The organism is Butyricicoccus sp. AF35-5AC (assembly GCF_003477715.1).
Taxonomy (GTDB): Bacteria; Bacillota; Clostridia; order Oscillospirales; family Butyricicoccaceae; genus Agathobaculum; species Agathobaculum butyriciproducens.
The window spans coordinates 88,934-111,345 of sequence record NZ_QUDX01000007.1; the positions used below are offsets into that span (position 1 = coordinate 88,934).

The 22,412-nt window shown below is 55.2% G+C and carries 21 protein-coding genes; 10 read left to right on the forward strand and 11 right to left on the reverse strand.

Annotation, left to right across the window (positions count from 1 at the left end; genetic code table 11):
* Window position 1: 1 nt before the first annotated feature.
* The 3 genes from DWZ82_RS10240 to gap form a co-directional block, all read right to left on the reverse strand.
* Window positions 2–778, reverse strand: a complete 777-nt coding sequence (locus tag DWZ82_RS10240; RefSeq protein ID WP_118480637.1) for a sulfite exporter TauE/SafE family protein — start codon at window positions 776–778, stop codon at window positions 2–4.
* A gap of 1 nt (window position 779) precedes the next feature.
* Window positions 780–1,214, reverse strand: coding sequence for a MarR family winged helix-turn-helix transcriptional regulator (locus DWZ82_RS10245; protein ID WP_118480639.1), 435 nt, complete (start codon window positions 1,212–1,214; stop codon window positions 780–782).
* A 150-nt stretch (window positions 1,215–1,364) separates the two neighbouring features.
* The gene (gene gap, locus DWZ82_RS10250; RefSeq protein WP_118480641.1) at window positions 1,365–2,393 is read right to left on the reverse strand and encodes a type I glyceraldehyde-3-phosphate dehydrogenase; all 1,029 of its coding nucleotides are present in this window, start codon (window positions 2,391–2,393) and stop codon (window positions 1,365–1,367) included.
* Window positions 2,394–2,785: 392 nt separating this feature from the next.
* On the opposite strand from gap, the gene DWZ82_RS10255 reads away from it, so the two are divergent.
* Window positions 2,786–3,865, forward strand: a complete 1,080-nt coding sequence (locus DWZ82_RS10255) for a sensor histidine kinase (protein WP_158575185.1) — start codon at window positions 2,786–2,788, stop codon at window positions 3,863–3,865.
* A 50-nt stretch (window positions 3,866–3,915) separates the two neighbouring features.
* Here DWZ82_RS10255 and DWZ82_RS10260 read toward each other — a convergent pair whose 3' ends face one another.
* From DWZ82_RS10260 to DWZ82_RS10270, 3 genes are all read right to left on the reverse strand, one after another.
* Window positions 3,916–4,233 (reverse strand): hypothetical protein, encoded by a 318-nt coding sequence (locus tag DWZ82_RS10260; protein ID WP_118480645.1) that lies wholly within the window; start codon window positions 4,231–4,233, stop codon window positions 3,916–3,918.
* 164 nt (window positions 4,234–4,397) lie between these two features.
* Entirely contained in the window at window positions 4,398–5,189 is a 792-nt protein-coding gene (locus DWZ82_RS10265) for an S-layer homology domain-containing protein (RefSeq protein ID WP_158575187.1), read from the reverse strand.
* Between the two features lie 399 nt (window positions 5,190–5,588).
* Complete coding sequence (locus DWZ82_RS10270) at window positions 5,589–6,731, reverse strand: iron-containing alcohol dehydrogenase (RefSeq protein ID WP_243022930.1); 1,143 nt, start codon at window positions 6,729–6,731, stop codon at window positions 5,589–5,591.
* A gap of 1,480 nt (window positions 6,732–8,211) precedes the next feature.
* On the opposite strand from DWZ82_RS10270, the gene DWZ82_RS10275 reads away from it, so the two are divergent.
* Window positions 8,212–8,562, forward strand: coding sequence for an LPS biosynthesis protein (locus tag DWZ82_RS10275; protein ID WP_199667462.1), 351 nt, complete (start codon window positions 8,212–8,214; stop codon window positions 8,560–8,562).
* Between the two features lie 103 nt (window positions 8,563–8,665).
* Here DWZ82_RS10275 and DWZ82_RS10280 read toward each other — a convergent pair whose 3' ends face one another.
* A complete protein-coding gene (locus DWZ82_RS10280) occupies window positions 8,666–9,580 on the reverse strand; it encodes a sugar phosphate isomerase/epimerase family protein (protein WP_117752129.1) in 915 nt (304 codons plus the stop codon).
* 183 nt (window positions 9,581–9,763) lie between these two features.
* Between DWZ82_RS10280 and DWZ82_RS10285 the strand changes: the two genes are divergently transcribed.
* The 3 genes from DWZ82_RS10285 (at window position 9,764) to DWZ82_RS10295 (ending at window position 12,687) form a co-directional block, all read left to right on the forward strand.
* A complete protein-coding gene (locus tag DWZ82_RS10285; protein WP_118480649.1) occupies window positions 9,764–10,630 on the forward strand; it encodes an AraC family transcriptional regulator in 867 nt (288 codons plus the stop codon).
* A 156-nt stretch (window positions 10,631–10,786) separates the two neighbouring features.
* Window positions 10,787–12,175: an MATE family efflux transporter gene (locus DWZ82_RS10290; RefSeq protein WP_118480651.1), complete on the forward strand. Its 1,389-nt coding sequence runs from the start codon at window positions 10,787–10,789 to the stop codon at window positions 12,173–12,175.
* A gap of 269 nt (window positions 12,176–12,444) precedes the next feature.
* Window positions 12,445–12,687: an HPr family phosphocarrier protein gene (locus tag DWZ82_RS10295; RefSeq protein WP_118361231.1), complete on the forward strand. Its 243-nt coding sequence runs from the start codon at window positions 12,445–12,447 to the stop codon at window positions 12,685–12,687.
* Between the two features lie 298 nt (window positions 12,688–12,985).
* Here DWZ82_RS10295 and carB read toward each other — a convergent pair whose 3' ends face one another.
* From carB to pyrR, 4 genes are all read right to left on the reverse strand, one after another.
* On the reverse strand, window positions 12,986–16,171 hold the full coding sequence (gene carB / locus DWZ82_RS10300) for a carbamoyl-phosphate synthase large subunit (RefSeq protein WP_118480653.1): 3,186 nt from the start codon (window positions 16,169–16,171) through the stop codon (window positions 12,986–12,988).
* Window positions 16,171–17,265: a carbamoyl phosphate synthase small subunit gene (locus tag DWZ82_RS10305; RefSeq protein WP_118480655.1), complete on the reverse strand. Its 1,095-nt coding sequence runs from the start codon at window positions 17,263–17,265 to the stop codon at window positions 16,171–16,173. Before DWZ82_RS10305 ends, carB begins: the two co-directional genes overlap by 1 nt.
* A 214-nt stretch (window positions 17,266–17,479) precedes the next feature.
* The gene (gene pyrF / locus DWZ82_RS10310) at window positions 17,480–18,397 is read right to left on the reverse strand and encodes an orotidine-5'-phosphate decarboxylase (protein WP_117489270.1); all 918 of its coding nucleotides are present in this window, start codon (window positions 18,395–18,397) and stop codon (window positions 17,480–17,482) included.
* 32 nt (window positions 18,398–18,429) lie between these two features.
* Window positions 18,430–18,960, reverse strand: a complete 531-nt coding sequence (gene pyrR / locus DWZ82_RS10315; protein WP_118361225.1) for a bifunctional pyr operon transcriptional regulator/uracil phosphoribosyltransferase PyrR — start codon at window positions 18,958–18,960, stop codon at window positions 18,430–18,432.
* Window positions 18,961–19,260: 300 nt separating this feature from the next.
* Here pyrR and DWZ82_RS10320 point away from each other — a divergent pair, with 300 nt between their 5' ends.
* From DWZ82_RS10320 to DWZ82_RS10340, 5 genes are all read left to right on the forward strand, one after another.
* On the forward strand, window positions 19,261–19,443 hold the full coding sequence (locus DWZ82_RS10320) for a hypothetical protein (RefSeq protein ID WP_110435910.1): 183 nt from the start codon (window positions 19,261–19,263) through the stop codon (window positions 19,441–19,443).
* 837 nt (window positions 19,444–20,280) lie between these two features.
* Entirely contained in the window at window positions 20,281–20,832 is a 552-nt protein-coding gene (locus DWZ82_RS10325; protein WP_118480657.1) for a cysteine hydrolase family protein, read from the forward strand.
* Window positions 20,829–21,089: a TIGR04076 family protein gene (locus DWZ82_RS10330; protein ID WP_117489263.1), complete on the forward strand. Its 261-nt coding sequence runs from the start codon at window positions 20,829–20,831 to the stop codon at window positions 21,087–21,089. The genes DWZ82_RS10325 and DWZ82_RS10330 overlap by 4 nt, the downstream gene beginning before the upstream one ends.
* Before the next feature lie 25 nt (window positions 21,090–21,114).
* Window positions 21,115–21,936, forward strand: a complete 822-nt coding sequence (locus DWZ82_RS10335) for a 4Fe-4S binding protein (protein ID WP_118480659.1) — start codon at window positions 21,115–21,117, stop codon at window positions 21,934–21,936.
* Between the two features lie 81 nt (window positions 21,937–22,017).
* Window positions 22,018–22,368: a cupin domain-containing protein gene (locus tag DWZ82_RS10340; protein WP_117489259.1), complete on the forward strand. Its 351-nt coding sequence runs from the start codon at window positions 22,018–22,020 to the stop codon at window positions 22,366–22,368.
* The last annotated feature ends 44 nt before the right edge of the window (window positions 22,369–22,412 follow it).

Here is a 22,412-nt window from a genome sequence, read left to right on the forward strand (position 1 = left end):
TTTATGCGATTTTGGAGAATAACATAACAGCAAGGCCGAGCACGACAAGAATCACGCCGGTGGCGCGGTTGAGCGTTTTCGGGCTGGCCTTATTGGCGAACACGGCAGCGATGCGTGCCCACACGAGCGTGAAGATCACGCACAGAGCCCAGATCAGCGGGTCAGGCATTCCGCCAATGGCGAAGTGCGAGGCCGCGCCTGTGAGCGCTGTGAACGTCATAATGAACACGCTGGTGCCGACGGCGGTTTTCAGCTCGTAGCCGAGCACCGAGGTCAGGATGAGCAGCATCATCATGCCGCCGCCCGCGCCGATGAAGCCGCAGATAAACCCGATCAGCACGCCGCAGACAATGGACTGCACAGCTCGTTTGCGTGCGGACACGTTCATCATCGCCTCTTTGGTGGTCATGACCGGACGGACGATGAACTTCACGCCGAGCAGGAACGTCATAAACACCGAGAAGCTGCCCATCGTTCGCGAGGGGAGCAGGCTGGCGATATAGCTGCCGACCACGGTGAATACAAGCACGCTGAGCATTATCAGCAGGCCGTTTTTGACATCCAGATTTTTGTTTTTGCCGTAGGTATAGGCCGAAACGGCGCTCGCCAGTACGTCAGACGAGAGCGCGATGCCGACCGCCATATACGGGTCCATGTGCAGAAAGGTGATGAGAATGGGGCTGATAACGGCGGCGGCGCTCATGCCCGCGAAGCCGGTGCCGAGGCCAGCGCCCATGCCGGCGAAAAACGTGACGAGCACGGTGAAAAGCATCGTCATATCAGCGCACCTCCTGCAAGAGCTGGTCGAGATTGCGGTCGATGACACCGACGGCATCGCCAAACGCCTGCCGCTGTTCATCACTCATGCCGGAGAGCAGACGGTCGATGAACTGCGCCTGCAATGCGCGGCCGCGGTCGATGATGGGAAGCGCCTTGTCGGTACATATCAGACGGGTCTTGCGGCGGTCGCCGGGGATGCTCTCGCGGCGCAGATAGCCCTCCTCGACCAGCCGGTTGACGTTGACTGATACGAGGTTCGCCTTGATCCGGCGCAGCTCCACGATGTCGCTGGCGGTGTCATGGCCGGGGTTGTTGGCAAGGAACAGCAGGATGTCAAACGCCGTCTGTGTCAGCTTGAGTTCGCGGCACAGCGGTCGGCACATTGCGCTGTATGCCAGATCGGTCTTGTGCGTAAATTCCATATAGGGATTCATGTATATCACCTGCTTCAAAAATAGATAGTCTAAATTTGAACTAAGTATAGCATGATATGCCTGTGCCGTCAAGCCGGAGAGAAAGAAAAAAGCTCTTGTTCCGAAGAACAAGAGCTTTTTGAAAACATTTTATACGCCGGTGGGCAGCAATTACTTGTTGTCAACCTCTGCCATGTGCTCGATGAGCATCAGCAGCTTGTTGGAGTAGCCCCACTCGTTGTCGTACCAGGAAACAACCTTTACGAAGGTGTCGGTCAGGTAAACGCCAGCGTTAGCGTCGAAAATGGAGGTGCGCTCGTCGCCCAGGAAGTCAGAAGATACAACAGCATCCTCGGTGTAACCCAGAACGCCCTTCAGGCCGCCCTCAGACAGCGGCTTCTCGGAAGCAGCCTTCATAGCAGCGCAGATGTCTTCCTTGGTAGCCGGCTTAGCCAGGTTAGCAGTCAGGTCAACAACGGAAACGTCCAGGGTCGGTACACGCATGGAGATACCGGTCAGCTTGCCGTTCAGCTTCGGATAAACCTTGCCTACAGCCTTTGCAGCGCCAGTGGTGGACGGGATGATGTTGCCGCAAGCAGCACGGCCGCCGCGCCAGTCCTTCTTGGACGGGCCGTCAACAACCTTCTGGGTGCCGGTTGCAGAGTGTACGGTGGTCATCAGGCCCTCGGTGATGCCGAATGCCTCGTCCAGTACCTTAGCGATCGGAGCCAGGCAGTTGGTGGTGCAGGATGCGTTGGATACGAAGGTCATATCCTTGGTGTAAGTGTTCTGGTTAACGCCCATTACGAACATCGGGGTGTCGTCCTTGGACGGAGCAGACATGATAACCTTCTTAGCACCGCCGTCGATGTGAGCCTGTGCCTTCTCCTTGGTCAGGAATACGCCGGTAGACTCTACAACGTAGTCAGCGCCAACCTTGCCCCACGGAATGTTCTTCGGGTCCATCTCTGCAAAGAACAGAACCTTCTTGCCATCAACGGTGATGGAGTTGTCATCATACTCGATGGTGCCGTCGTAACGACCGTGCATGGTGTCATACTTGAGCATGTATGCCATGTAGTCCGGAGTCATGAACGGATCGTTTACCGCTACGAACTCGATGTTCGGGTTCTTCAGACCAGCGCGGAAAACCATACGGCCGATACGGCCAAAACCATTGATACCTACTTTGATACCCATTTTACAGTGTTCCTCCTAAATGTTTTGATGAAGTTCTCTGTTGATGTTTTTATTATACACTAAATGCGCAGTTTGCCGCAAGGTGTAATATTTGTGATTTTTTTGTCATTCCGACCGGTATTTTTGTATAATTTTCTTTGCAATGACAGTAGCGGCAGTGGTATAATAAACACATCGTACAAAATATGGGGATTCGGTTTGTATAATCCCCCGATTTTCGGGATGAGAAAAGCACAGCGCGCGCCGTGCTGTTTTTTCACATCCGCGAAGACAGAGATTAGTATGCCAAATACCGCGCAGCATATACCGGACGCAGGAAAACACGATCGAGAATGACAGCAGCTTTCCCACAGTACAAAGGTAAAATTACACGGTGTTTTGGGAGGATAATGATGGAAGACGCATTTTTTTCGCAGCTGGACGGCAACGCAGTCCGCGAGCTGCTGCTGCGCACCGAGCTGCGGCATGCGGCGCTGTTCGCGGTGAGCGATACGCTGCGTATCGAGCGGTGCAGCGACGCGGCACAGCAGCTTTCCGGTCTGCACCCGATGGAGGAGCTGGATCCGTTCCTGAGCGGCAGCACGCGGAATATACTGCTCCGGTGCATAAATACACAGTCTGCCTGCACCGCAGAGGAGGACATCGACGGAACGGTCTACACGGTCGAAATGATCCCGCACCGCGGCGGTGCACTGCTGGCGTATCTGCGGCGCGACCGTGCCGCCTATGACGGCAGCCTGCGGGTCATTCAGGACAAAAGCTCGCGTTATCTGGGCGCTTTGATGGCCGAGGCCGAGCAGGTGGAGGATCCTGCACTGGCAGACGGACTGCGGCGGCAGTGCATGCGACTGTATCGGCTGCTGACGCACTCGGATTTACTGCACGACCCGCTGCTGACCGAGCAGCTTTCTCTGCGGCGCTGCGACCTGTCAGCGCTCTGCCGCGATGCCGTGCAGCAGGCTGAGACGCATGCGCCTGCGGGCAGTGCAAAATTCATCGTACAGGTGCCGGAGCATGCAGACGCGCTCATTGACGTGAGACTGGTGCGTACGGCAATCTATAACCTGCTGACAAACGCGCTGCGCGCAACACCGGAGGACGGCGAAATCACGGTTTCGCTGACCGATACGCGGGATTTTGTGACGATTGCGGTTGCCGATACCGGTCCGGGACTGGACCCTGCGAAGTTCGATGACCTGCTTTCCGGTTGGCGGCGCACCACCTCGATGGACGATTACCGGGAGCTCGTGCGCGGCGGCACACCGCTTGGTCTTGGTCTGCCGCTCGTGGGTCAAATTGCGCAGGCGCACGGCGGACGGCTGCTGCTCACACAGAGAGAGGGCGGCGGCAGTGTGCTGCACCTGTGTCTGGCGCATTTGCCGCATACGCTCGAGGATGACCTGTTCCGCGCACCGACTATCATCGAGGACGGCTATACCGCCGAAGAAATTGAATTTTCCATCCTGGAATGAAATAAAACAGCCTCAGAGGCACGCAAAAATCACGCTCTGAGGCTGTTCTCTTATGTGTTGTCGGGAGAGGTGTACGAACCGCGGTAGACCTTAATGGACTCCGGCAGCCAATGCCCGTCCACAGGCTTCTGAATCTCGGTGATGGTGTATGCCAAACCGTGGTATTTCGCATATACGATGGAGGTTTCGCTGTTATAAACGGCGATTTTGGTGCCGTCAGGCATGGTTTTCTGCCAGACAGTGAGTTCATCGTCCGGCGTGCTGCTGACAAAAAGCAGGCCGCCGGTCGGCATATAGCTGATGTTCAGACTTGCAGCCAGCACGCACAGCAGCGGAACGATCAGCAGGAATGCAATGCGTTTTTTCATGAGCTGTTACCTCTTTCGCGGAAGCTGTCTCTCGGTATCTGCATTATAGCAGATAAACCGTATTTTGACAATTCGCGTTTTGACTGAAAACTGTGACGTGAAATTGACGCCCCAAAGACATAGAAAAACCACCTGTTATCAGTGATAACAGGTGGTTTTGCACATTATTTGATCTGCTGAGACAGGTTGTACAGCACCTGTGCCAGCTCAACCGACTTAATCTGTCCCTTGGGATTGAATGCGCCGTGATTGTCGCCGTTCATCAGCTTGTTGGTCTGACAGAACGCAACGGCATCCTTCGCCCACGGAGCGAGCGAAGAAGCATCGGTAAACGCGGTATTCACACTCGTATCAGTCGAAACCGTAATCTTTCCGGCCTTTTCGAGCAGCGTAATGTAGCGCTGCAGCACTGCCGCAAACTCCTGACGGGAGATGGAGTCATAGGGACGCAGGTAGTGCTGGCTGTCACCGGTCATAATGCCGGATTCAAAGCAGAACGAAGCGCCATCACGGTAAAGCTCGGGGATTTCGGCGTAATCGGGCGCTTCCTTAACAGCCATGCCTGCATAGGATGCAGTCAGTTCCGGGTCAACGAGCTTTGCACTGTTGTAAATCGCTTCAGCAACCGTGCAGCGGTTTTCCGCCGGATTGAACCACGGAAAATATTCTTTACCGTCGATATGACCCGCCGGCAGCATGATGTTGTTCTCAATCACATAGCGGACTGCGGGCGTGAACCACGAGTTCTCCGGCAGCTCATATTTCTGCTCGAACTCGGCATCGGTCAGGTCCTTGTCGTTCTTGGCGTAAAGGTTGTTTTCCTGCTCATCGGCGGTCTGTGTGGCGGATACGGTGGTATCAACGTTATCCGGAAGGTCGGCAGCGAGCGCGGTGGTGCTCATGGAGAGTGCCACTGCACCGGTGAGGAAAAATGCCATTACCTGTTGAAATTTCATAGAGTGTACCTCCTTGTCTGCGGCAGAGCCGCAAGCTAATAGATGTATGACGTATATCATACTCTGTGACTATTATAGCATGATCTGGCGGCAATACAAGCAGTGTAACACAGATGTAACGCAAACGACACAAAATCGTCCGAAAGTTCCGCCCGTTGGTTGAAACTTTCTCCCTCCCAAAGTCAAAAAGTCAGCGCTATCCTTGCGCGGCTTCTTGGCCGCGCTGCGCGGTACACGCCCCGACTTTTGCTCTCATTAAATATTTTTAAGGATAGAGGCCTACGGGCTGGCATTTGCAATGCAAATGCTATTTAACACGCGCTATCGCGCGAAAATGTGTTAGCAACTGCCGTTATCGAAAAAAGAGCGGACCAATCGGTCCGCTCTCAGCGTATTCGCTTAAATGCTTTCGGTGATGATGTCCATAATCTCCTCGCGGGACAGCGTGCGCGGATCGACACGGAACAAGGCGCCCATGGTGCTTGCTGCGTTGTCAGCAAGTTCGCCTGCGTCTTCCGGCTTTACGCCGTAGTCGGACAGGCGCAGCTTGTCCACGCCGCACGCCTGCTGCAGCTCAGCCAGCGCAGCGAGAAAATCGCCGTCCGCACGTCCGAGTGCGTGTGCAATGGCCTGCAGGCGGTCAGCCGAGGTGTCCTTGAAGCGGCTCCAGTATGCCTTGGACAGCATGATCAGACCCGCGCCGTGCGGCAGATCGGGATGGAACGCGCTCAGCGCATGCTCGATGGCGTGCTCGCCGCTGCAGCTCGACAGCGTTTCGACAAAACCTGCCAGCGTGTTCGCCAGTGCCACATCCGCGCGTGCATCGGCGTTGCCGCCGTCCTTAACAGCTGTTGCCAGCGATTTGCCAATCAGCGTAATTGCCTGCAGCGCGAACATGTCGCTCATCGGGCTTGCAGTCTTAGCCAGATAGCCTTCGGCCGCATGGAAGAATGCGTCAAAGCCCTGGTATGCCGTCAGATGCGGCGGAACTGTCATCATAAAGTCCGGATCGACGATCGAAATGGTCGGGAAGCACTTCTCGCCGCCGCCGCCGATCTTTTCCTCGCCGTTGGTGATAACCGTGAACGGGTCGGCCTCCGTGCCCGTGCCTGCGGTCGTTGGAATAGCAACAATCGGCAGTCCGGCATTGGCCATGCGCTTGCCGCCGCCCGTGCCGCCGTGAATGTAGTCCCACCAGTCGCCGTCGTTGGTCGCCATAATGGCAACCGCCTTGGCCGTGTCGATGGACGAGCCGCCGCCGAGGCCGACAACAAATGCAATGTTCTGCTCACGGCAGAGCGCAGCGCACTCGCGTACGCCCTCGATCGTCGGGTTTGGCTGTACCTTGTTGTATACCACGGTCGGATGACCGGCTTCCGCCAGCGTATCCGCCACCTTGGCCACATAACCCAGTTTGGTGGTGGAGGTGCCGCCGGTGATGATCAGACCCGTGCCCTGCGGCAGGCGTGCCTTGGCCAGACGCTTGACCGATCCGGCACCGAAAAATAAGCGTGTCGGCATATAAAAGCTAAAGTTTTCCACTGCAATAGCCTCCTTTTGGGATTAGTAGTTAGTGATTAGAAATTAGAGTGAAGAGCTCCTACCAAGTGGGAGTTAAGACAATACCGCATAATTGAACAAGAGCGATTTGCAAATAAATTTTGCGGTGTTGCCTTAAGTAATGTCCTCACGTTGCGTGGACGGCCAATGACCGCCCCTGCGATGCAGATGGTGCAGTTCAGAAAGTAACGGTGTGCCGAGGACGTTGCACCCTACGGTAAAGATTACTGATAATTGTAACTCGGAGGTGTCATCCGTTATATCCAGACCAGCGAGTTGCGCGACATACCCGTGCCGCGCTCGCGCGGCGTCAGCGCAGGGTCCGCTTGCTTCGCAAGCCCCAACACTTTTATTATACCAAATTCCACACTGGGAGAAAAGAGCCAAATCACCGAAATGGATGGCTTTTTGTTGTGCAATATGCAACCTAAAAAGTCGCAAAAAACGCTTGACGTTGTGCAATATTGATGATATTATAATGACACAGAAAAGATAAAGGCAAACACCAAAGGCAAAGTAAAACAGGGGTTTTACTCCAAAAGGCGCAAACCTTCATCTAATCTGAAGGATGTCAATCCGGTTTGATACCCACGAAAGAGGTGAGTCCAATGGTATCAGAAGAGGCATCTTACCAGTTCGCGGGACTCGCCGCGGCGCTGTGACCGAAACGATCAAGGTGATAGCTGAAAAAATGAGCGAGTTCCAATTCCACAATTTGAACCGCCTGAAAAGCGCGATCGGCTTCTAAGCAAAGGTAACAACAACGGTAACTTTGGGGAAGCTATCCTCGTGAATTTAACTATCCGTACATGGCATACTAAGACAGTCAAGCGGATCGAGGCAGCAGGAAAGTAAGGTTCATACATGACAGAACCCTGATATTTGATGCGCCGGCGAACAAAACGAAGTATCTTACGATACCTGCCGGATGCTGCACCCGCCGATGGGCATACTGATGAGTATCTGCAGCATAGACATACCGCATCGGAACGAGATAATATCAAAGTCCGAGTAAAATCCGGTTCGACAAGGCAGGCTGTATCACATCTTCCGCCGAGCAGTGACGCATCACCCACTGGAAATAGAGTTCCCGAATGTAGGAAAGGCAACCAAACGGACTATGTAGTTTGTGCAGTAAACGAACCTTAGCCGGGCTGTTCCGCGAACGTAAGATCGAAAGATGCCGAAAAAACAACCGAATACCAATCCAAATGCGATGGGAAATATCCTGTCGGGAAAAGAGGATCTATGGAGATTTGGAAGTAAAAGCCCTCGTTCATGTGTCTGTGAATGAGGGCTTTATTTTGTCCTTTTTGTCAATGGCAAAATAGATAAAATGAGTGTTGAAAATCTGTATAACTGCACGAAAACACGGTTTTGGATAAAGTTGCTTTGACGAAACTGTCAAAACTCTGCTATGATGGAAATGCAATACAGTGCAATATATAGAGGAGCGATACTTATGAAAATAGACGGAAACGAGCTGGCCATCCTGCAGAACGACCTTGACCGCGAGGGCAAGAAGGAAGAAGCACTCAAGATCAAGCTGGAATTTCTGCGTCAGGTACGCGAATCCGGTGATCACTGCCCGTGTAAGGAGGCGTGCCGCCATCACGGCAACTGCTTCGAGTGCGTGACTATCCACCGCGGACACCGCGACCATTTGCCGATGTGCCTGTGGGATATGGTAAATGAGCGGCTGGCGGCTCTCAGCCACATAACCGAAGGCACGCTGCGCGCCTATGAGGACCGCAAGGCCGCGGAAGGTATCGAGTGCGGCGATTGTTCCGACTGTCCCGGTTGCGGAGAATAAAAATATAACGGACAAACCAAAGCGGTTTGTCCGTTTTTATTTGCCGAAGGAAAAAGGACTTGAGTGAAAACTCAAGTCCTTTTGTGTATTCAGGAAGTATTCTTTACAGCAGCTCGTGCTTGATGCGGTCGAGTGCCTCCGGAGCCTGCTGATCCATCTTCTCCGGGAAGCCGAAGTAGGATACGCAGATGATATTGTCGCCGCCAACCTTCGGTGCGTCCGGCTTCAGCTGCTTGTTCGCGAAGTCCATCTCACGCAGGGTCTCGAAGATGCCGTCGAAATCAACCTCGCCTTCACCCATAGCGGTGTGCTGATGGATGGTGTAGTCAGCACGGCCGTGCTGGTTCAGCCAAGGCGGATTTACGATGTAGCGGCAGTCCTTGGTCTGGTTCCAGGTGTCAGCCAGAAGAACGTGGGTCAGTTCATCGCCGGCGTACTTCAGCATGTGGCGAACGTCGCCCTTGCCCTGATCGTAGAAGAAGCCGTGGGATGCGGAGTAAACGTAGCCCAGGTTCTTGGAACGGAAGGACTTAACGATGTCGCAGGCCTCGTCGTTCAGCTCTACGAAGTCATACGGATGAGACTGGCACTCTACGCGGATGCCCTCACGCTCGATGATCGGGAGAAGCTCCTCCATAGACTTGAAGAACATGCCGTTGCAGATCTCCTGCTGGTTCGGGTCGCCGGAGAACTCGGTGTTGATGACCGGTACGCCCATGTCAACCGCGATCTCAATCATGCGCTTCCAGTTTGCAACTGCGTGCTGGCGCTGCTCCTCGGTCGGGCCGGACCAGCGGTAAACAACGATGAAAGAGGAAATCTCTACACCGGTCTCCTTGAGAGCCTGCTTGTACTCCTGCTGGCACTCCTTAGAGAACAGCGGGTGCTTGTAGAACGGGTTGATGCGCGGATGCGGGGACTGCTCGATGTACTTGTAGCCCCAGTCAGCTACCTTGTGAACATAATCGTTGATGGACATCTGCTTGGCAAGAACGTCAACGTCAAATGCGATTTTCATAAGAATGATCCTCCTTGTCTGTTTGCCATATCAAGGGTGGCTTCCCTGTTTGATGGCTCTATTATAAAGCGTTTCTGCCGTCTTGCCAATGATACAAATTACCCTAAACCTGCGAAATCCTGCTATTCGCTATTGCATCAAACGGATACTTCTGGTAGGATAGAGACAAGGAGAGTGACCGCTATGCTGATTCCCGAATTAGGTGTCCATCAGACCTCGGAACGGTACTTTTTCACGCCGTCTTCGCTTGCAAAGGAGCTTTTTTATTACCCGACGCGGCTCGGGCATTATTTTTGCAGCAGCCGGTATTCCTTCAATCACCGGTCGGAAATCGCCCTGCAGGGTGACCACAACCAAAATATCATGCTGTTTTTTGTGCATGATGGCGCAATGGAGCTGACGCTGAACGGTACGCCTGCCATCGCCGGAGCCGGACAGATCGTGCTGTTCGACTGCCGTGAGCCATACAGCTATGCCGCCTCGGACGGACTGGAGTTCACCTGGCTGCTGTTCAACGGCCTGAATGCCCGCGCATTCTATCAGAAAATCCTGCAGGCACGCGGCCGCAGGGCATTTTCGCCGGCCGCACCGGCAGAGATTGCGCAAATGCTGGATTCTCTGCGGAGCGCCTGCGCCGAGGACGCGCGGTTGAGCGAGGCACGGTGCTCACAGCTGATCCACCGACTGCTGTGTCTGCTCCTGCTGGATGAGACCACCGAGAGCACCGCAGGCGGCGACCGTATTGCACAGGCCATCCGCTATATGAACCGGCATTTGTTCGAGCCGATCGGCGTGCAGGACGCGGCAGCAGCCATCAGCCTGAGTCCGTCGCATTTCTCACGGCAGTTCAAGGCGCGGACCGGCTATTCGCCATATGAGTATATCGTGCTGCGCCGCATCGACAAGGCGAAGTATATGCTGGCCTCCACCGAATTGTCGGTCAAGGAAATCGCCTACGCGACCGGCTACAACAGCGAGGAGAATTTCATTCACAGCTTCCGCAAGAACGTTGGCGTTGCACCCGGAATCTTTCGGAAGTATCCGGTCTAACCGCTTGACAAGTGCGAAAAACGCTGATAAAATAAAGCAGTCGAGTAGCAGAAGTGCGTAAATCCAGATGGATTTACGCACTTTTTCTTTTGTGCAAAAGACAGGTTGTGGCAGCTTTCCGTAAAGACTCCGAAAATCCAATCAGGAGGTTTCGATATGGATCGGAACAAGGCAGAAAAACGAATGGCGACCGCGCCGGTAGGACGGCTCATGCTGCAGATGGGCACACCGATGATACTATCCATGATGCTGCAGGCGGTCTACAACATTGTGGACAGCTATTTCGTGGCAAACATGGCGGAAAACGGTGAAATCGCGGTCAACGCGCTGACACTTGCGTTTCCGGTGCAGATGATGATGGTCGCCGTCGGCATCGGCACCGGTGTCGGCGCAAATGCGCTCATCGCACGCGCACTCGGTCAGGGTGACCGGGAGAAGGCGGGGGCAGCGGCAGGCAATGCGCTGACGCTCATGGGGATTATTTATGCGGTGTGCCTGCTGTTCGGCGCGTTCGGTGCGGGTGCGTACATCGGCTCGCAGACGAGCGACCCGACCGCTCTGGCGATGGGCAGTCAGTACCTGCGCATCTGCTGTATGGCATCGTTCGGCATTCTGTTTTTCTCGGTGTTTGAGAAAACCCTGCAGGCGACCGGCCGTTCGCTTTATTCTACAATCGCACAGGTGGCAGGCGCACTGACGAACATCGTGCTTGACCCGATCATGATCTACGGTCTGCTCGGCTGTCCGAAACTGGGCGTGGCAGGTGCGGCATGGGCGACCGTGCTCGGTCAGATTGCGTCTCTGGCTCTGGCGGCCGTGTTCCATTTCCGGTTGAACAGGGAACTGCCGTTCAGCCGCAAGGCTCTGTGCCTGCGCCGCAGTATCGTCGGCGAGATTTACTCCATCGGCGTACCGGCCATCATAGCACAGGGCGCGATGAGCGTGATGAATTATTGTGTCAATCTGATTTTCGGCAGTCTGGACAGTTCGTATGTCACCGCTTATGGCATTGTGTACAAAATTCAGCAGTTTGTTTTGTTCGCGGCATTTGGTCTGCGTGACGCGATTACGCCGATTGTGTCGTTCAGCTACGGCATGCAAAACGCGAAACGCATCCGCGAGGGCGTGCGCTGCGGTCTGATGTATACCAGTGTTCTCATGCTGGTCTGCACTGCGGCTGTAGAAATTCTGGCGCAGCCGCTGGCAGGTATTTTCTCACTGTCCGCAGGCACGATGGGCCTGTGCGTGACCGGTCTGCGCGTGCTGGCGGTCAGCTTTGTGTTCGCAGGTGCAAACATTGCCATACAGGGCATGTTCCAGGCCACCGAGGGCGGTGTGCAGTCGCTGCTCGTGTCGCTGCTGCGTCAGCTGATCTTCGTACTGCCGGCGGCATGGCTGTTCGCGCGCCTGCTGCCGGCCGGCGTGTGGCTGGCGTTCCCCATCGCGGAAGTGCTGACCGCAGTAATCGCCGCCGTGCTGTTGCGGCATACCGCAGGGAAAGGCCGCCTGTCACAGCAGGATCACGCTGCTTCACTGAGCAAGTAAAATTCTGCCTGACAGAATATATGATTTTCTGCACAGTTTTTTGTCGCTTCTCATGAATCATCCGACCGAGAGACTCGACACTGTGCACAAACACAGAGGATATAATCTGTGAATAGTGCCCAAACAACTGAGAAATTGTGCTTATGTTAAGCGAAAAACGCTGAAAAATGAGAAAATCTACAAAAACCTCTTTTCTTTCTGCTGTTTTATGCTATAATGAAACTAACATAAAAGGGTTTCACGAAGTACAATCTCAGGAGGTAGTTATTATGACCAGAGGTATCCGTGTAAAGAATACGGACGACATTCAGAAGATCAACAAGATCGTAACCCGTTACGGTTTTGATATTTGGATTCACGGCAAGAGCGGTATGGTAGACGCAAAGAGCCTGCTCGGTATGTTCCTGCTGTCCCTGAACGAGCCGCTTCAGATCGTTCTCGAGGACGATGTTGATCCGACCGCACTGTTCAAGGATCTTGAGGATTACCTGGAGATCGACGACGAGGACTAATTTTTCTCGTACAACAGCATAATTAAAAGCAGCCGATTTTGGACATCATTCACAAAGAAGATGACCAAGACAGCTTTTGCATCTCAATTTAACATTTTTCGGAACGGTGCAGTCTTATTGACTGCATCGTTTCTGTTTTCTTACGCTATACAAGAGACTGAAAGGATTTTTCCATTTCCTTTGCGCGTTTCCGGATGCTGTTCATACGGCGCATCTATTCCGGCAGATTACAAAACCCGAAGGGAGAAACTTCTTTACGAAGTTCCTCCCTTCGGGTTTCTGTTTTATTTCACTGCAATCAGATGGTGTTGATATCAACCATTTCGCAGTTTTCAATCTTAATATCGCCTTCCAGGCAGCGCAGCAGCGCGGAAACCGTATCCATCGAGGTCAGGCACGGGATTGCACGCTCTACCGCGGTACGGCGGATGTGTACCGAGCCAAGCTCCGGGTGACGGCCCTTGACCGAGGTAGCAACAACGTAGTCAATCTTGCCGGACTCGATCAAGTCGATGATGTTCGGGGAGGGCTCGTCCACGTTGCGGATGGCGTTAGTGGCGACCATGTGACGGTTGAGCACGTTCGCAGTGCCGCTGGTGGCGTAAATATCAAAGCCGAGAGCTTCGAAGCGCTCACCGATGCGGATAGCCTCCTGCTTGTCCGAATCACGGACCGAGATCAGGACAGCGCCCTTCTTCTTCATCTGGAAGCCTGCGCCGGTCAGACCCTTGAGCAGTGCCTCACGGAAGGTCTTCGCAACGCCCAGAACCTCGCCGGTGGACTTCATCTCAGGACCAAGCTGGGTATCCAGATCACGCAGCTTCTGGAACGAGAATACCGGAACCTTGACCGCATAGTGGTCGCTTTCCGGATGCAGACCGGTGCCGCAGCCCATGTCCTTCAGCTTTTCACCGAACATGCAGCGGGTAGCCAGATCGACCATCGGCACGCCGGTAACCTTGGAGATGTACGGCACGGTACGGGACGAACGCGGGTTTACCTCGATAACGTAAATCTGATCGTTGTACAGCACGAACTGGATGTTGACCAGACCGAGAACAGCGAGGTTCTTTGCCAGAGATTCGGTATACTTAACGAGGGTGTCCTTGTGCTTCTGCTCGATGTTGATGGACGGATAGATGGAAATGGAGTCGCCGGAGTGAACGCCTGCGCGCTCGAAGTGCTCCATGATACCCGGGATGAGGATGTCGTCGCCGTCGCAGATGGCATCGACCTCAATCTCGCGGCCCATCATGTACTTATCGACCAGAACCGGGTTCTCAACCTTGTTGCGGGTGATAACCTGCATGAACTCGCGGACATCGGCTTCCTTGTAGGCAATTTCCATGCCCTGACCGCCCAGAACGTAGGACGGACGAACGAGAACCGGATAGCCAAGCTCGTCGGCTGCCTTGACAGCCTCTTCCTCGGTCATAACCGTATGGCCTGCCGGACGCGGGATACCGCACTTTTCGAGGATAACGTCGAACTTTTCACGGTCCTCAGCGGCGTCGATCGACCATGCCGGCGTGCCGAGGATCGGAACACCGAGCTTCTCAAGGTGCGCCGCAAGGTTGATGGCGGTCTGACCGCCGAACTGTACGATTGCATAATCCGGCTTCTCTGCCTCAACAACACCGGTAACGTCCTCGGGCGTCAGCGGCTCGAAGTACAGACGGTCAGCGGTATCAAAGTCAGTGGAAACAGTCTCCGGGTTGTTGTTGATGATAACGGTCTCGCAGCCGAGCTTCTGCAGTGCCCAGACAGCGTGAACCGAGCAGTAGTCGAACTCGATGCCCTGACCGATTCGGATCGGGCCGGAACCAAGTACCAGAACCTTCTTCTTGCCGGACGGAGGTGCAACCTCGGTCTCCTCATCATAGGTGGAGTAGTAATACGGGGTCTCTGCCTCGAACTCGGCGGCGCAGGTATCAACCATCTTGTATACCGGCAGACGCTTAACATCCGAAATGTCCTTGCCGGACAGCTGCTCGATGGTCTTGTCGAGGAAGCCCATCTTCTTGGCGCGGATGTACAGATCGGAGTCGATCTTGTCAGCTGCAGCCAGTTCCTTCTCCATGTCGATGATGTTCTGGAACTTGTGCAGGAAGAACACGTCCATCGTGGTGATGTCGTGAATCTCCTCAATGGTCATGATGCCGCGGCGCAGCGCCTCGCAGATGTGGAACAGACGCTGATCGTCTGTGCGTGCCACGCCCTTCTTAATCTCGGCGTCAGACTGCTTCTGGATGTGCGGGGCGATCATGCTGTCCAGCTTGATCTCACAGCCGCGGACAGCCTTCATCAGTGCGCCCTCAAAGCTGTTGTCGATGGCCATAACCTCGCCGGTGGCCTTCATCTGGGTGCCGAGGGTGTTGTCCGCGTAAACGAACTTGTCAAACGGCCAGCGCGGGAACTTGACAACGCAGTAGTCGAGGGTCGGCTCGAAGCATGCCTTGGTCTTGCCGGTAACGGCGTTGGAGATCTCATCCAGACCGTAGCCGACGGCGATCTTTGCGGTTACCTTTGCAATCGGGTAGCCGGTTGCCTTGGAAGCCAGTGCAGAGGAACGGGAAACACGCGGGTTTACCTCGATTACGGCGTACTCGAAGGATTCCGGATTGAGTGCGTACTGCACATTGCAGCCGCCCTCGATGCCCAGCTCGGTGATGATGTTGAGTGCGGAGGTACGGAGCATCTGATATTCCTTGTCGCACAGGGTCTGCGACGGCGCAACTACAACAGAGTCGCCGGTGTGTACGCCGACCGGGTCGATGTTCTCCATGTTACAGATGGTGATGGCGTTGCCCTTGTGGTCGCGCATTACCTCGTACTCGATTTCCTTCCAGCCTGCGATGCACTTCTCGACCAGAATCTCGTCAACACGCGAGTACATGATGCCGGAGGCCGCAATTTCGCGCAGCTGCTCCCAGGTGTAGGCGATGCCGCCGCCGGTACCGCCGAGCGTGTACGCCGGACGGATGATGACCGGCAGACCGATCTCACGGGTGAAATCAACCGCATCCTCAACCGAGTGAACAACCTTGGAGGCAATGATCGGCTCGCCGATCTTCTCCATAGTGTCCTTGAACATCTGGCGATCCTCTGCCTTTGCGATGGTGGTCGGATTAGCGCCGAGCAGCTTTACGCCCATTTTATTGAGGAAACCGTTCTCGCACAGCTCCATGGCGAGGTTCAGACCGGTCTGACCGCCGAGGTTGGGCAGCAGAGAGTCCGGATGTTCCTTTTTGATGATCTCCTGAACGGCTTCGACGGTCATCGGCTCGATGTAAACCTTGTCCGCCATAGCCTTGTCGGTCATGATGGTTGCCGGGTTGGAGTTTACCAGAACAACCTCCAGACCCTCCTCGCGCAGTGCGCGGCACGCCTGCGTGCCTGCATAGTCGAACTCAGCAGCCTGACCGATAACGATCGGGCCGGAGCCCAGTACCATTACCTTATGAATATCCTTGCGCAGCGGCATTACTGAGCGCCTCCTTTCGACTTTTCAATATTTTCGATGAACTTATCAAACAGATACGAGGTATCCATCGGGCCCGGGCATACCTCCGGGTGATACTGAACGGTGAATACCGGACGGTCGATGTGCTCGAGACCCTCAACGGTGCCGTCGTTCAGGTTGACATAGCGCACGCGGGCAATCTGCGGGTCAACCGACTCGCCTACAACGGCATAGCCGTGGTTCTGCGAGGTGATGTAGGTGCGGTCCGCGTCGATGTCCTTTACCGGATGGTTGACACCGCGGTGGCCGTACTTCAGCTTGGTGGTCTTTGCGTCGATAGCCAGTGCCAGCAGCTGGTGGCCGAGGCAGATGCCGAAGATCGGCATGTCGGACTTCAGCAGCTCCTTGAGGTTTGCCACGATCTCAACGTTCTCCGCCGGATCGCCGGGGCCGTTGGACAGCATCACGCCGTCGTACTTGCCGATAACCTCCTCCGGCTTGGTGTACGCCGGAACAACGGTGACTTCGCAGCCGCGCTTGCACAGTTCGCGCTCAATGTTGTACTTTACGCCGTAATCGAACAGGGCAATGCGGTACTTGGTCTCACCGTCAGCGGGATAAACGATATTCTCGTCGCAGGTTACGGTCTTAACCGCATCCTTTACAACGTAAGCCTTCATTTCCGCAATGGTCTGCTCATCCGGCTCGAAGCCCTCGGTGTAAATAACGCCGTTCATAACGCCTTCGCCGCGCAGCTTGCGGGTCAGTCGGCGGGTATCGATGCCGGCAAGGCCAACGACCTTCTGTGCCTTGAGGTACTCGTCGAGCGTTACCTTGCAGCGCCAGTTGGACGGGTATTCGCACATCTCGCGCATGATAAAGCCGGAAACCCAGCTTTTGCGGGACTCATAATCCTCAAAGTTGATGCCGTAGTTGCCGACGAGCGGGTAGGTCATGGTAACGACCTGACCGTAGTAGGACGGGTCGGTCAGAACCTCCTGATAGCCTGCCATGCCGGTGTTGAATACGACCTCACCGATGCTCTGTCCTTCGTAGCCGACTGCGGTACCCTCGAACAGAGTGCCGTCCGCCAGCAGTAAGTATGCTTTTTTCACTATATCCACACGCTCCTTAATTCTTCGATTGAAACCACGGTTTCAATCGAGGGGACATACCGCGCTGAAAGCGCGGATATGTCCAGAACTGCACAAAGTTCCGACGAGCGAAACTTTGCTCCGTACTTGTATAAAAACCTTGATACGTGCTCCAGGTTTTTATGAATTTGCAAGGCAAATTCTATTTTAATGCGCGCCGATGGCGCGGTTTATATTATTTAATCGCCGCTACGATGTCGTCGCGCATCCGGATAGCTTCTGCGCGGGCGGCTTCCTTATAGTCCTCGCCGTTATTGCCGGTCTTCTTCCATGCGCACATGATGCCGCGGGAGGAGTTTACGATAGCACCGAGACCGTCGTCGTTGAATGCATTTGCGATGTCCTTTGCGGTTGCGCCCTGCGCGCCGTAGCCCGGTACGAGGAAGTAGGACTTCGGCAGCAGCTCACGGATGATCTTCTGTTCCTCCGGGTAGGTTGCGCCGACTACGGCACCGATCTGGTTGTAGCCGCACGGCGTATCCAGCCCCTCGCCCCACTTTGCTACCATCTCGGCCATGCGGGCGTAGAGCGGCTTGCCCTCCATGTCGCGGTTCTGCAGTTCGCCGGAGGACGGGTTAGAGGTCTTGACCAGCATAAACAGGCTCTTCTCGCGGCTGCGGCACTCCTTGAGGAACGGCTCTACGCCGTCGGTGCCGAGATAGCCGTTTACGGTAACCGAATCGCAGCCGTATGGTGCGATCTCGGTATCGCCGACGCGGGTCTTGCCGAGGTAAGCCTCTGCGTAAGCGGTCGCGGTAGCGCCGATGTCGTTGCGCTTGATATCGCCGATAACGTACATGCCCTTGGCGTGTGCGTAGTCGATGGTCTCCTTGAGCGCCATCGCACCGTAGGAGCCGAGCAGCTCGTAATACGCAGCCTGCGGCTTTACGGCCGGAACAATGTCGCACAGTGCGTCGATCAGGCCGCAGTTGAAGGCTACGACGCTCTCAGCGGCAGCACGCAGCGTTTCGCCGTGCAGCATCATGTTGCGTCCCGAAATATGCTGCGGGATGTACTCCAGTCGAGCGTCCAGGCCGGCTACGGTCGGGTTGCCTTTTTCCTTGATCTTTTCTACTAAGGTTTGGATAGACATTCGGTTCTTCCTTTCTCAGGTGCGATGTTGTTTTACGGATTGCGAGCTTGTATGTTTACACTGTCTTCGCCGTCCACTTCGGTCAGGCGGACAAAAACGCGTTCATCACGCGCGGTAGGCAGGTTTTTGCCGATATAATCCGGCCGCAGCGGCAGTTCGCGGTGACCGCGGTCGACCAGCACAGCCAGCTGTATGCGCTCGGCGCGTCCTCGGTGAGAGATGGCTTCGATGGCGGCACGCACGGTGCGTCCGGTGTACAGCACATCGTCCACGATGATGACGGTCGCGCCTGCAATGCGCGGATCGAGATCGGGCAGAGGAGCGTCCATGCGCGGCACGTCATCGCGCCACGGCGTAACGTCCAGCTCGAGCACAGGAGGTGCCGTGCCTTCAACCTCGCCCAGCTTGGCAGCAATGCGCTGTGCCAGATAGATACCGCGTGTTTTCACACCGGCGAGCAGCAGGTGCTCCGCGCCCTTGTTTTTTTCCACGATTTCGAACGCGATGCGGGTCAGTGCACGGCGAATGCCATCCTGATCGAGTATGATCTTCGGTTCGGTCAATCTGCCGCCTCCCTTCAAAAATGCAAAAAAATGACTCTCCGCCACAACAATTAGCAGAAAGCCGCACGAAATACTACACCTGTCCCCCTTGTCTTACGGCTGACGGCGTATGCACTGTTTTCTGCCTTGCGCGGCTCACGGGCCGCACCTTAAAGGCGGATTGTTAGATATATTATATAATATGAACATGCGATTGTAAATAGTCGATTGTGCCAAACAAGCATTTTTTTGCTGTGTAAAATTTGAGGGACGAGCGGGCATACTGATTCTATAAACTTTATGAAAGGCGGTAGATCTTTTATGCGAATTTCACCTTTTGTTTCCGGCATTGCAACCGGAGCGATGGCAGGCGCGGTGGTTTCGATGGTAGCGGCCGGCGCGATGCTCAATCCGTCGATGCGGCGGAATGCCAAGCACGCGGCGCATAAGGCGGAGCATGCGATGCACAGGGCGGCAGACCGGGTGGAGGATTTCATCGGGTGAAGAGGTTCGCCATTTCTGGGTGAGAGATTTCGCACGCTGCGGCGTGCGGGGAACGTGCGCCGTCCGGCGCGGGAACAAAAAGGGTAGACACCTACGGTTTCTACCCTCTTTGAACACCCGTTTCCCTTGCGGTGTAGCTTGGGTGCAGATGGTAGACCGCGTAAGCGTGGAAAAAGGGGAACGGCAGAGGATTTTTTCTTCCGCGTGGTATAACACCGTTTCGCATTTCGGCTGCCGTACTGCTACACAGGCGGTAAAATTAACACAGGCGCGGCATGACAGTGCCGCGCAACGTTTTTACCTGTGCAGATTATCTAAATCCTGCGGTTGTAGCCAATTTGCACCAGAAAACGGTTTGCGCGGCATGTCATACTCCAGAGTACCCTCTCTTGCCCTTCGGGCAATTCACCTTGTGCCGCGCTCTGCGTAGAATAGCCGGTATGTGTAGCAGTAAATTATCCGAAATGCGAATGTGAGGATACCACGCGGAAGAAAAAATCCTCTGCCGGACTCTTTTTCCACGCTTACGCAGTCTACCATCTGCACCCAAGCCCTCTGAAGGAAAGGCAGGAGTTCAAAGAGGAAGGGAAACCATGGGTGTCCCTTCCTTTTTGTCCCCGCGCCGGACGGCGCAACACCTCGCTCAGATAGGCGAACCGCCTGCGCGTTTCGGGCACACCGGACAGCGGGTGCTGAGAAATACTCGCCCAGAGGGAACGTATCGCTTCGCGGGTCGCGTGCCTCGGACAGCGCGTGCCGCTGTTCACGCAATTTTCGTTTGAAAACCCCGCAAAAGGTGCTATACTATAACCACTACACAAAGGAGAACCGTCATTTATGAAAATTCTTATCGTAGTGGATATGCAGAAGGATTTTATCAGCGGCCCTCTCGGTACGGCTGAAGCGCGCGCTATCGTGCCCTATGTGGCAGAGAAGGCAAAAAATACACCGCGTGAGAACCTGTTTGTCACGCTGGACACCCACCAGCCGAACTACATGGAGACAAACGAAGGGCGTCATCTGCCGGTGCCGCACTGCATCGAAGGAACGGAAGGCCATGCGCTGGACGATGCCATTGCTGCCGCTGTGGATGGCATTCCGGCGTCCCGCATCATCTGCAAGCCGACCTTCGGCGCGGTGTCGCTTGTGGACGCGCTGCACGCTCTGCACGAGCCGCCGGAGGAGATCGAATTTGTCGGCGTATGCACTGGTATTTGCGTGATTTCCAACGCCATGCTGTGCAAGGCAGCATTCCCGGAGGCAAACATCGTAATCGACGCGGCACTGTGCGCGTGCGTCACGCCGGAGTCGCACGATACCGCGCTGAACGCGATGCGTCTGTGCCAGATGGAAATTCTGCATCAGGGTGAGGAGCCGTGGCGCAGATGAGCAGACCCAAGATCAAAATTACGCTGATCGATCGAAAAGGCAAGCACGGCTGCCACCGCGGGCACAAAATCGGCGACAGCTTCGACTTCGACACCGAGCGCGGGCAGCTTTGCCCGATGGCGATGCACGTTGCGTTCCCATACATCGACATTCTGCGTTACGGCGGCCATCTTCCCGGGCAGGAGGACGGCACGGCGGTGTTTTGCTGCCCCGATGTGGACACGATCAACGTATTCCGTATTGAAATTGTAGAATAAGCGTAAAGCGGAGGACGAAAAGGATATGGATATCAAAAAAGTTACGGGTGTGTATTTCAGTCCGGCAGGAAGCACAAAGACCGTTGTTGAAACAACGGCGGATGAACTGGCGCGTCTGTTTAAGGCTGAGTGCCGGTACATATCGCTCAACACGCCGTCTGACCGTGCGCAGGAGTATCAGTTTGCCCCGGATGAGTTGGTCGTATTCGGCTGTCCGGTGTATGCCGGTCGGCTGCCGAACAAGATTTCGCCGGACTTTGCTCGCTGCCTGCACGGTGAGGGTACACCGGCGGTGGCGCTTGTCACCTACGGCGGCAGAGCGTATGATAACGCGCTTGCCGAAATGTGCGAGCTGCTGACAAAAAACAACTTCAAACCGGCGGCAGGCGGCGCTTTTTTGTGCCGACATGTATTCTCGGACAAGCTGGCGGCAGACCGTCCGGACGCGGCTGACCTCAGTGAGCTGCGTATGCTGGCTCAGGGTGCGGCGCTCAAGCTGAGAAGCGAGGGAGAGATCAAGCCGCCGAAGGTGCCGGGTGACGCGCAGGCAGCCTACTACACGCCGCTCAAGACCGACAAAACGCCCGCAAAGTTCCTGAAGGCCAAGCCGAGCACGATGATGATGCTGTGTGAGCACTGCGGTCTGTGCGCGGAAATCTGCCCGATGGGTGCGATTGACCCGAACGACCCGTCTAATATTCCGGGCACCTGTATTAAATGCTGTGCCTGCACGACTTACTGCCCGAGCGGTGCAAAGAAATTTGATGATCCGGATTTCCTGTCGCACACGGCCATGCTCGAGCAATTCCGCACCGAAGCGCGCAAGGAAAATTCGATTTTTCTGTAAATGTTGTGCGGACAACAGAAATCGGCGGCTTGGCGTGGTATACTGTCCGCATAAAGCAAACGACAGGAAAGAGGAGAAGCTATGGACAAGTTCATCCGCAATATCGACCACGAGAGCGTTGTAAGGCTCGCCGAGCTGGTTTCCGTTCAGTCGGGACAGGTGGTCAGCAAGACACTGGCGCAGAACAAGGCGGTCAGCATTACGCTGTTCGCGTTTGACAAGGGCGAGGAGATCGGCACGCACGACTCCACCGGCGACGCAATGGTGACCGTGCTCGAGGGCACCGGACGCTTTACGGTCGGCGGTGTGCCGCATATCGTCAAGGCTGGCGAAACGCTGGTCATGCCCGCAAAGGTGCCGCACGCCGTTTACGGCGAAGAGGCGTTCAAGTGGGTGCTGACCGTTGTGTTCCCGGATGGGTTTGAGGCATAATATCATATGGTAAAAGAAATCCCCGCCGAGTGGCGGGGATTTTG

What these genes read in the sequence shown, in the direction of transcription:
- DWZ82_RS10260 (WP_118480645.1), bottom strand. Translation starts at nt 4,233, where the DNA reads ATGAAAAAACGCATTGCATTCCTGCTGATCGTTCCGCTGCTGTGCGTG.
- DWZ82_RS10325 (WP_118480657.1), top strand. Translation starts at nt 20,281, where the DNA reads ATGAAAATTCTTATCGTAGTGGATATGCAGAAGGATTTTATCAGCGGC.
- pyrF (WP_117489270.1), bottom strand. Translation starts at nt 18,397, where the DNA reads ATGTCTATCCAAACCTTAGTAGAAAAGATCAAGGAAAAAGGCAACCCG.
- DWZ82_RS10280 (WP_117752129.1), bottom strand. Translation starts at nt 9,580, where the DNA reads ATGAAAATCGCATTTGACGTTGACGTTCTTGCCAAGCAGATGTCCATC.
- DWZ82_RS10335 (WP_118480659.1), top strand. Translation starts at nt 21,115, where the DNA reads ATGGATATCAAAAAAGTTACGGGTGTGTATTTCAGTCCGGCAGGAAGC.
- DWZ82_RS10290 (WP_118480651.1), top strand. Translation starts at nt 10,787, where the DNA reads ATGGATCGGAACAAGGCAGAAAAACGAATGGCGACCGCGCCGGTAGGA.
- DWZ82_RS10285 (WP_118480649.1), top strand. Translation starts at nt 9,764, where the DNA reads ATGCTGATTCCCGAATTAGGTGTCCATCAGACCTCGGAACGGTACTTT.
- carB (WP_118480653.1), bottom strand. Translation starts at nt 16,171, where the DNA reads ATGCCGCTGCGCAAGGATATTCATAAGGTAATGGTACTGGGCTCCGGC.
- gap (WP_118480641.1), bottom strand. Translation starts at nt 2,393, where the DNA reads ATGGGTATCAAAGTAGGTATCAATGGTTTTGGCCGTATCGGCCGTATG.
- DWZ82_RS10275 (WP_199667462.1), top strand. Translation starts at nt 8,212, where the DNA reads ATGAAAATAGACGGAAACGAGCTGGCCATCCTGCAGAACGACCTTGAC.
- DWZ82_RS10295 (WP_118361231.1), top strand. Translation starts at nt 12,445, where the DNA reads ATGACCAGAGGTATCCGTGTAAAGAATACGGACGACATTCAGAAGATC.
- DWZ82_RS10240 (WP_118480637.1), bottom strand. Translation starts at nt 778, where the DNA reads ATGACGATGCTTTTCACCGTGCTCGTCACGTTTTTCGCCGGCATGGGC.
- DWZ82_RS10340 (WP_117489259.1), top strand. Translation starts at nt 22,018, where the DNA reads ATGGACAAGTTCATCCGCAATATCGACCACGAGAGCGTTGTAAGGCTC.
- DWZ82_RS10245 (WP_118480639.1), bottom strand. Translation starts at nt 1,214, where the DNA reads ATGAATCCCTATATGGAATTTACGCACAAGACCGATCTGGCATACAGC.
- DWZ82_RS10320 (WP_110435910.1), top strand. Translation starts at nt 19,261, where the DNA reads ATGCGAATTTCACCTTTTGTTTCCGGCATTGCAACCGGAGCGATGGCA.
- DWZ82_RS10255 (WP_158575185.1), top strand. Translation starts at nt 2,786, where the DNA reads ATGGAAGACGCATTTTTTTCGCAGCTGGACGGCAACGCAGTCCGCGAG.
- DWZ82_RS10330 (WP_117489263.1), top strand. Translation starts at nt 20,829, where the DNA reads ATGAGCAGACCCAAGATCAAAATTACGCTGATCGATCGAAAAGGCAAG.
- DWZ82_RS10265 (WP_158575187.1), bottom strand. Translation starts at nt 5,189, where the DNA reads ATGAAATTTCAACAGGTAATGGCATTTTTCCTCACCGGTGCAGTGGCA.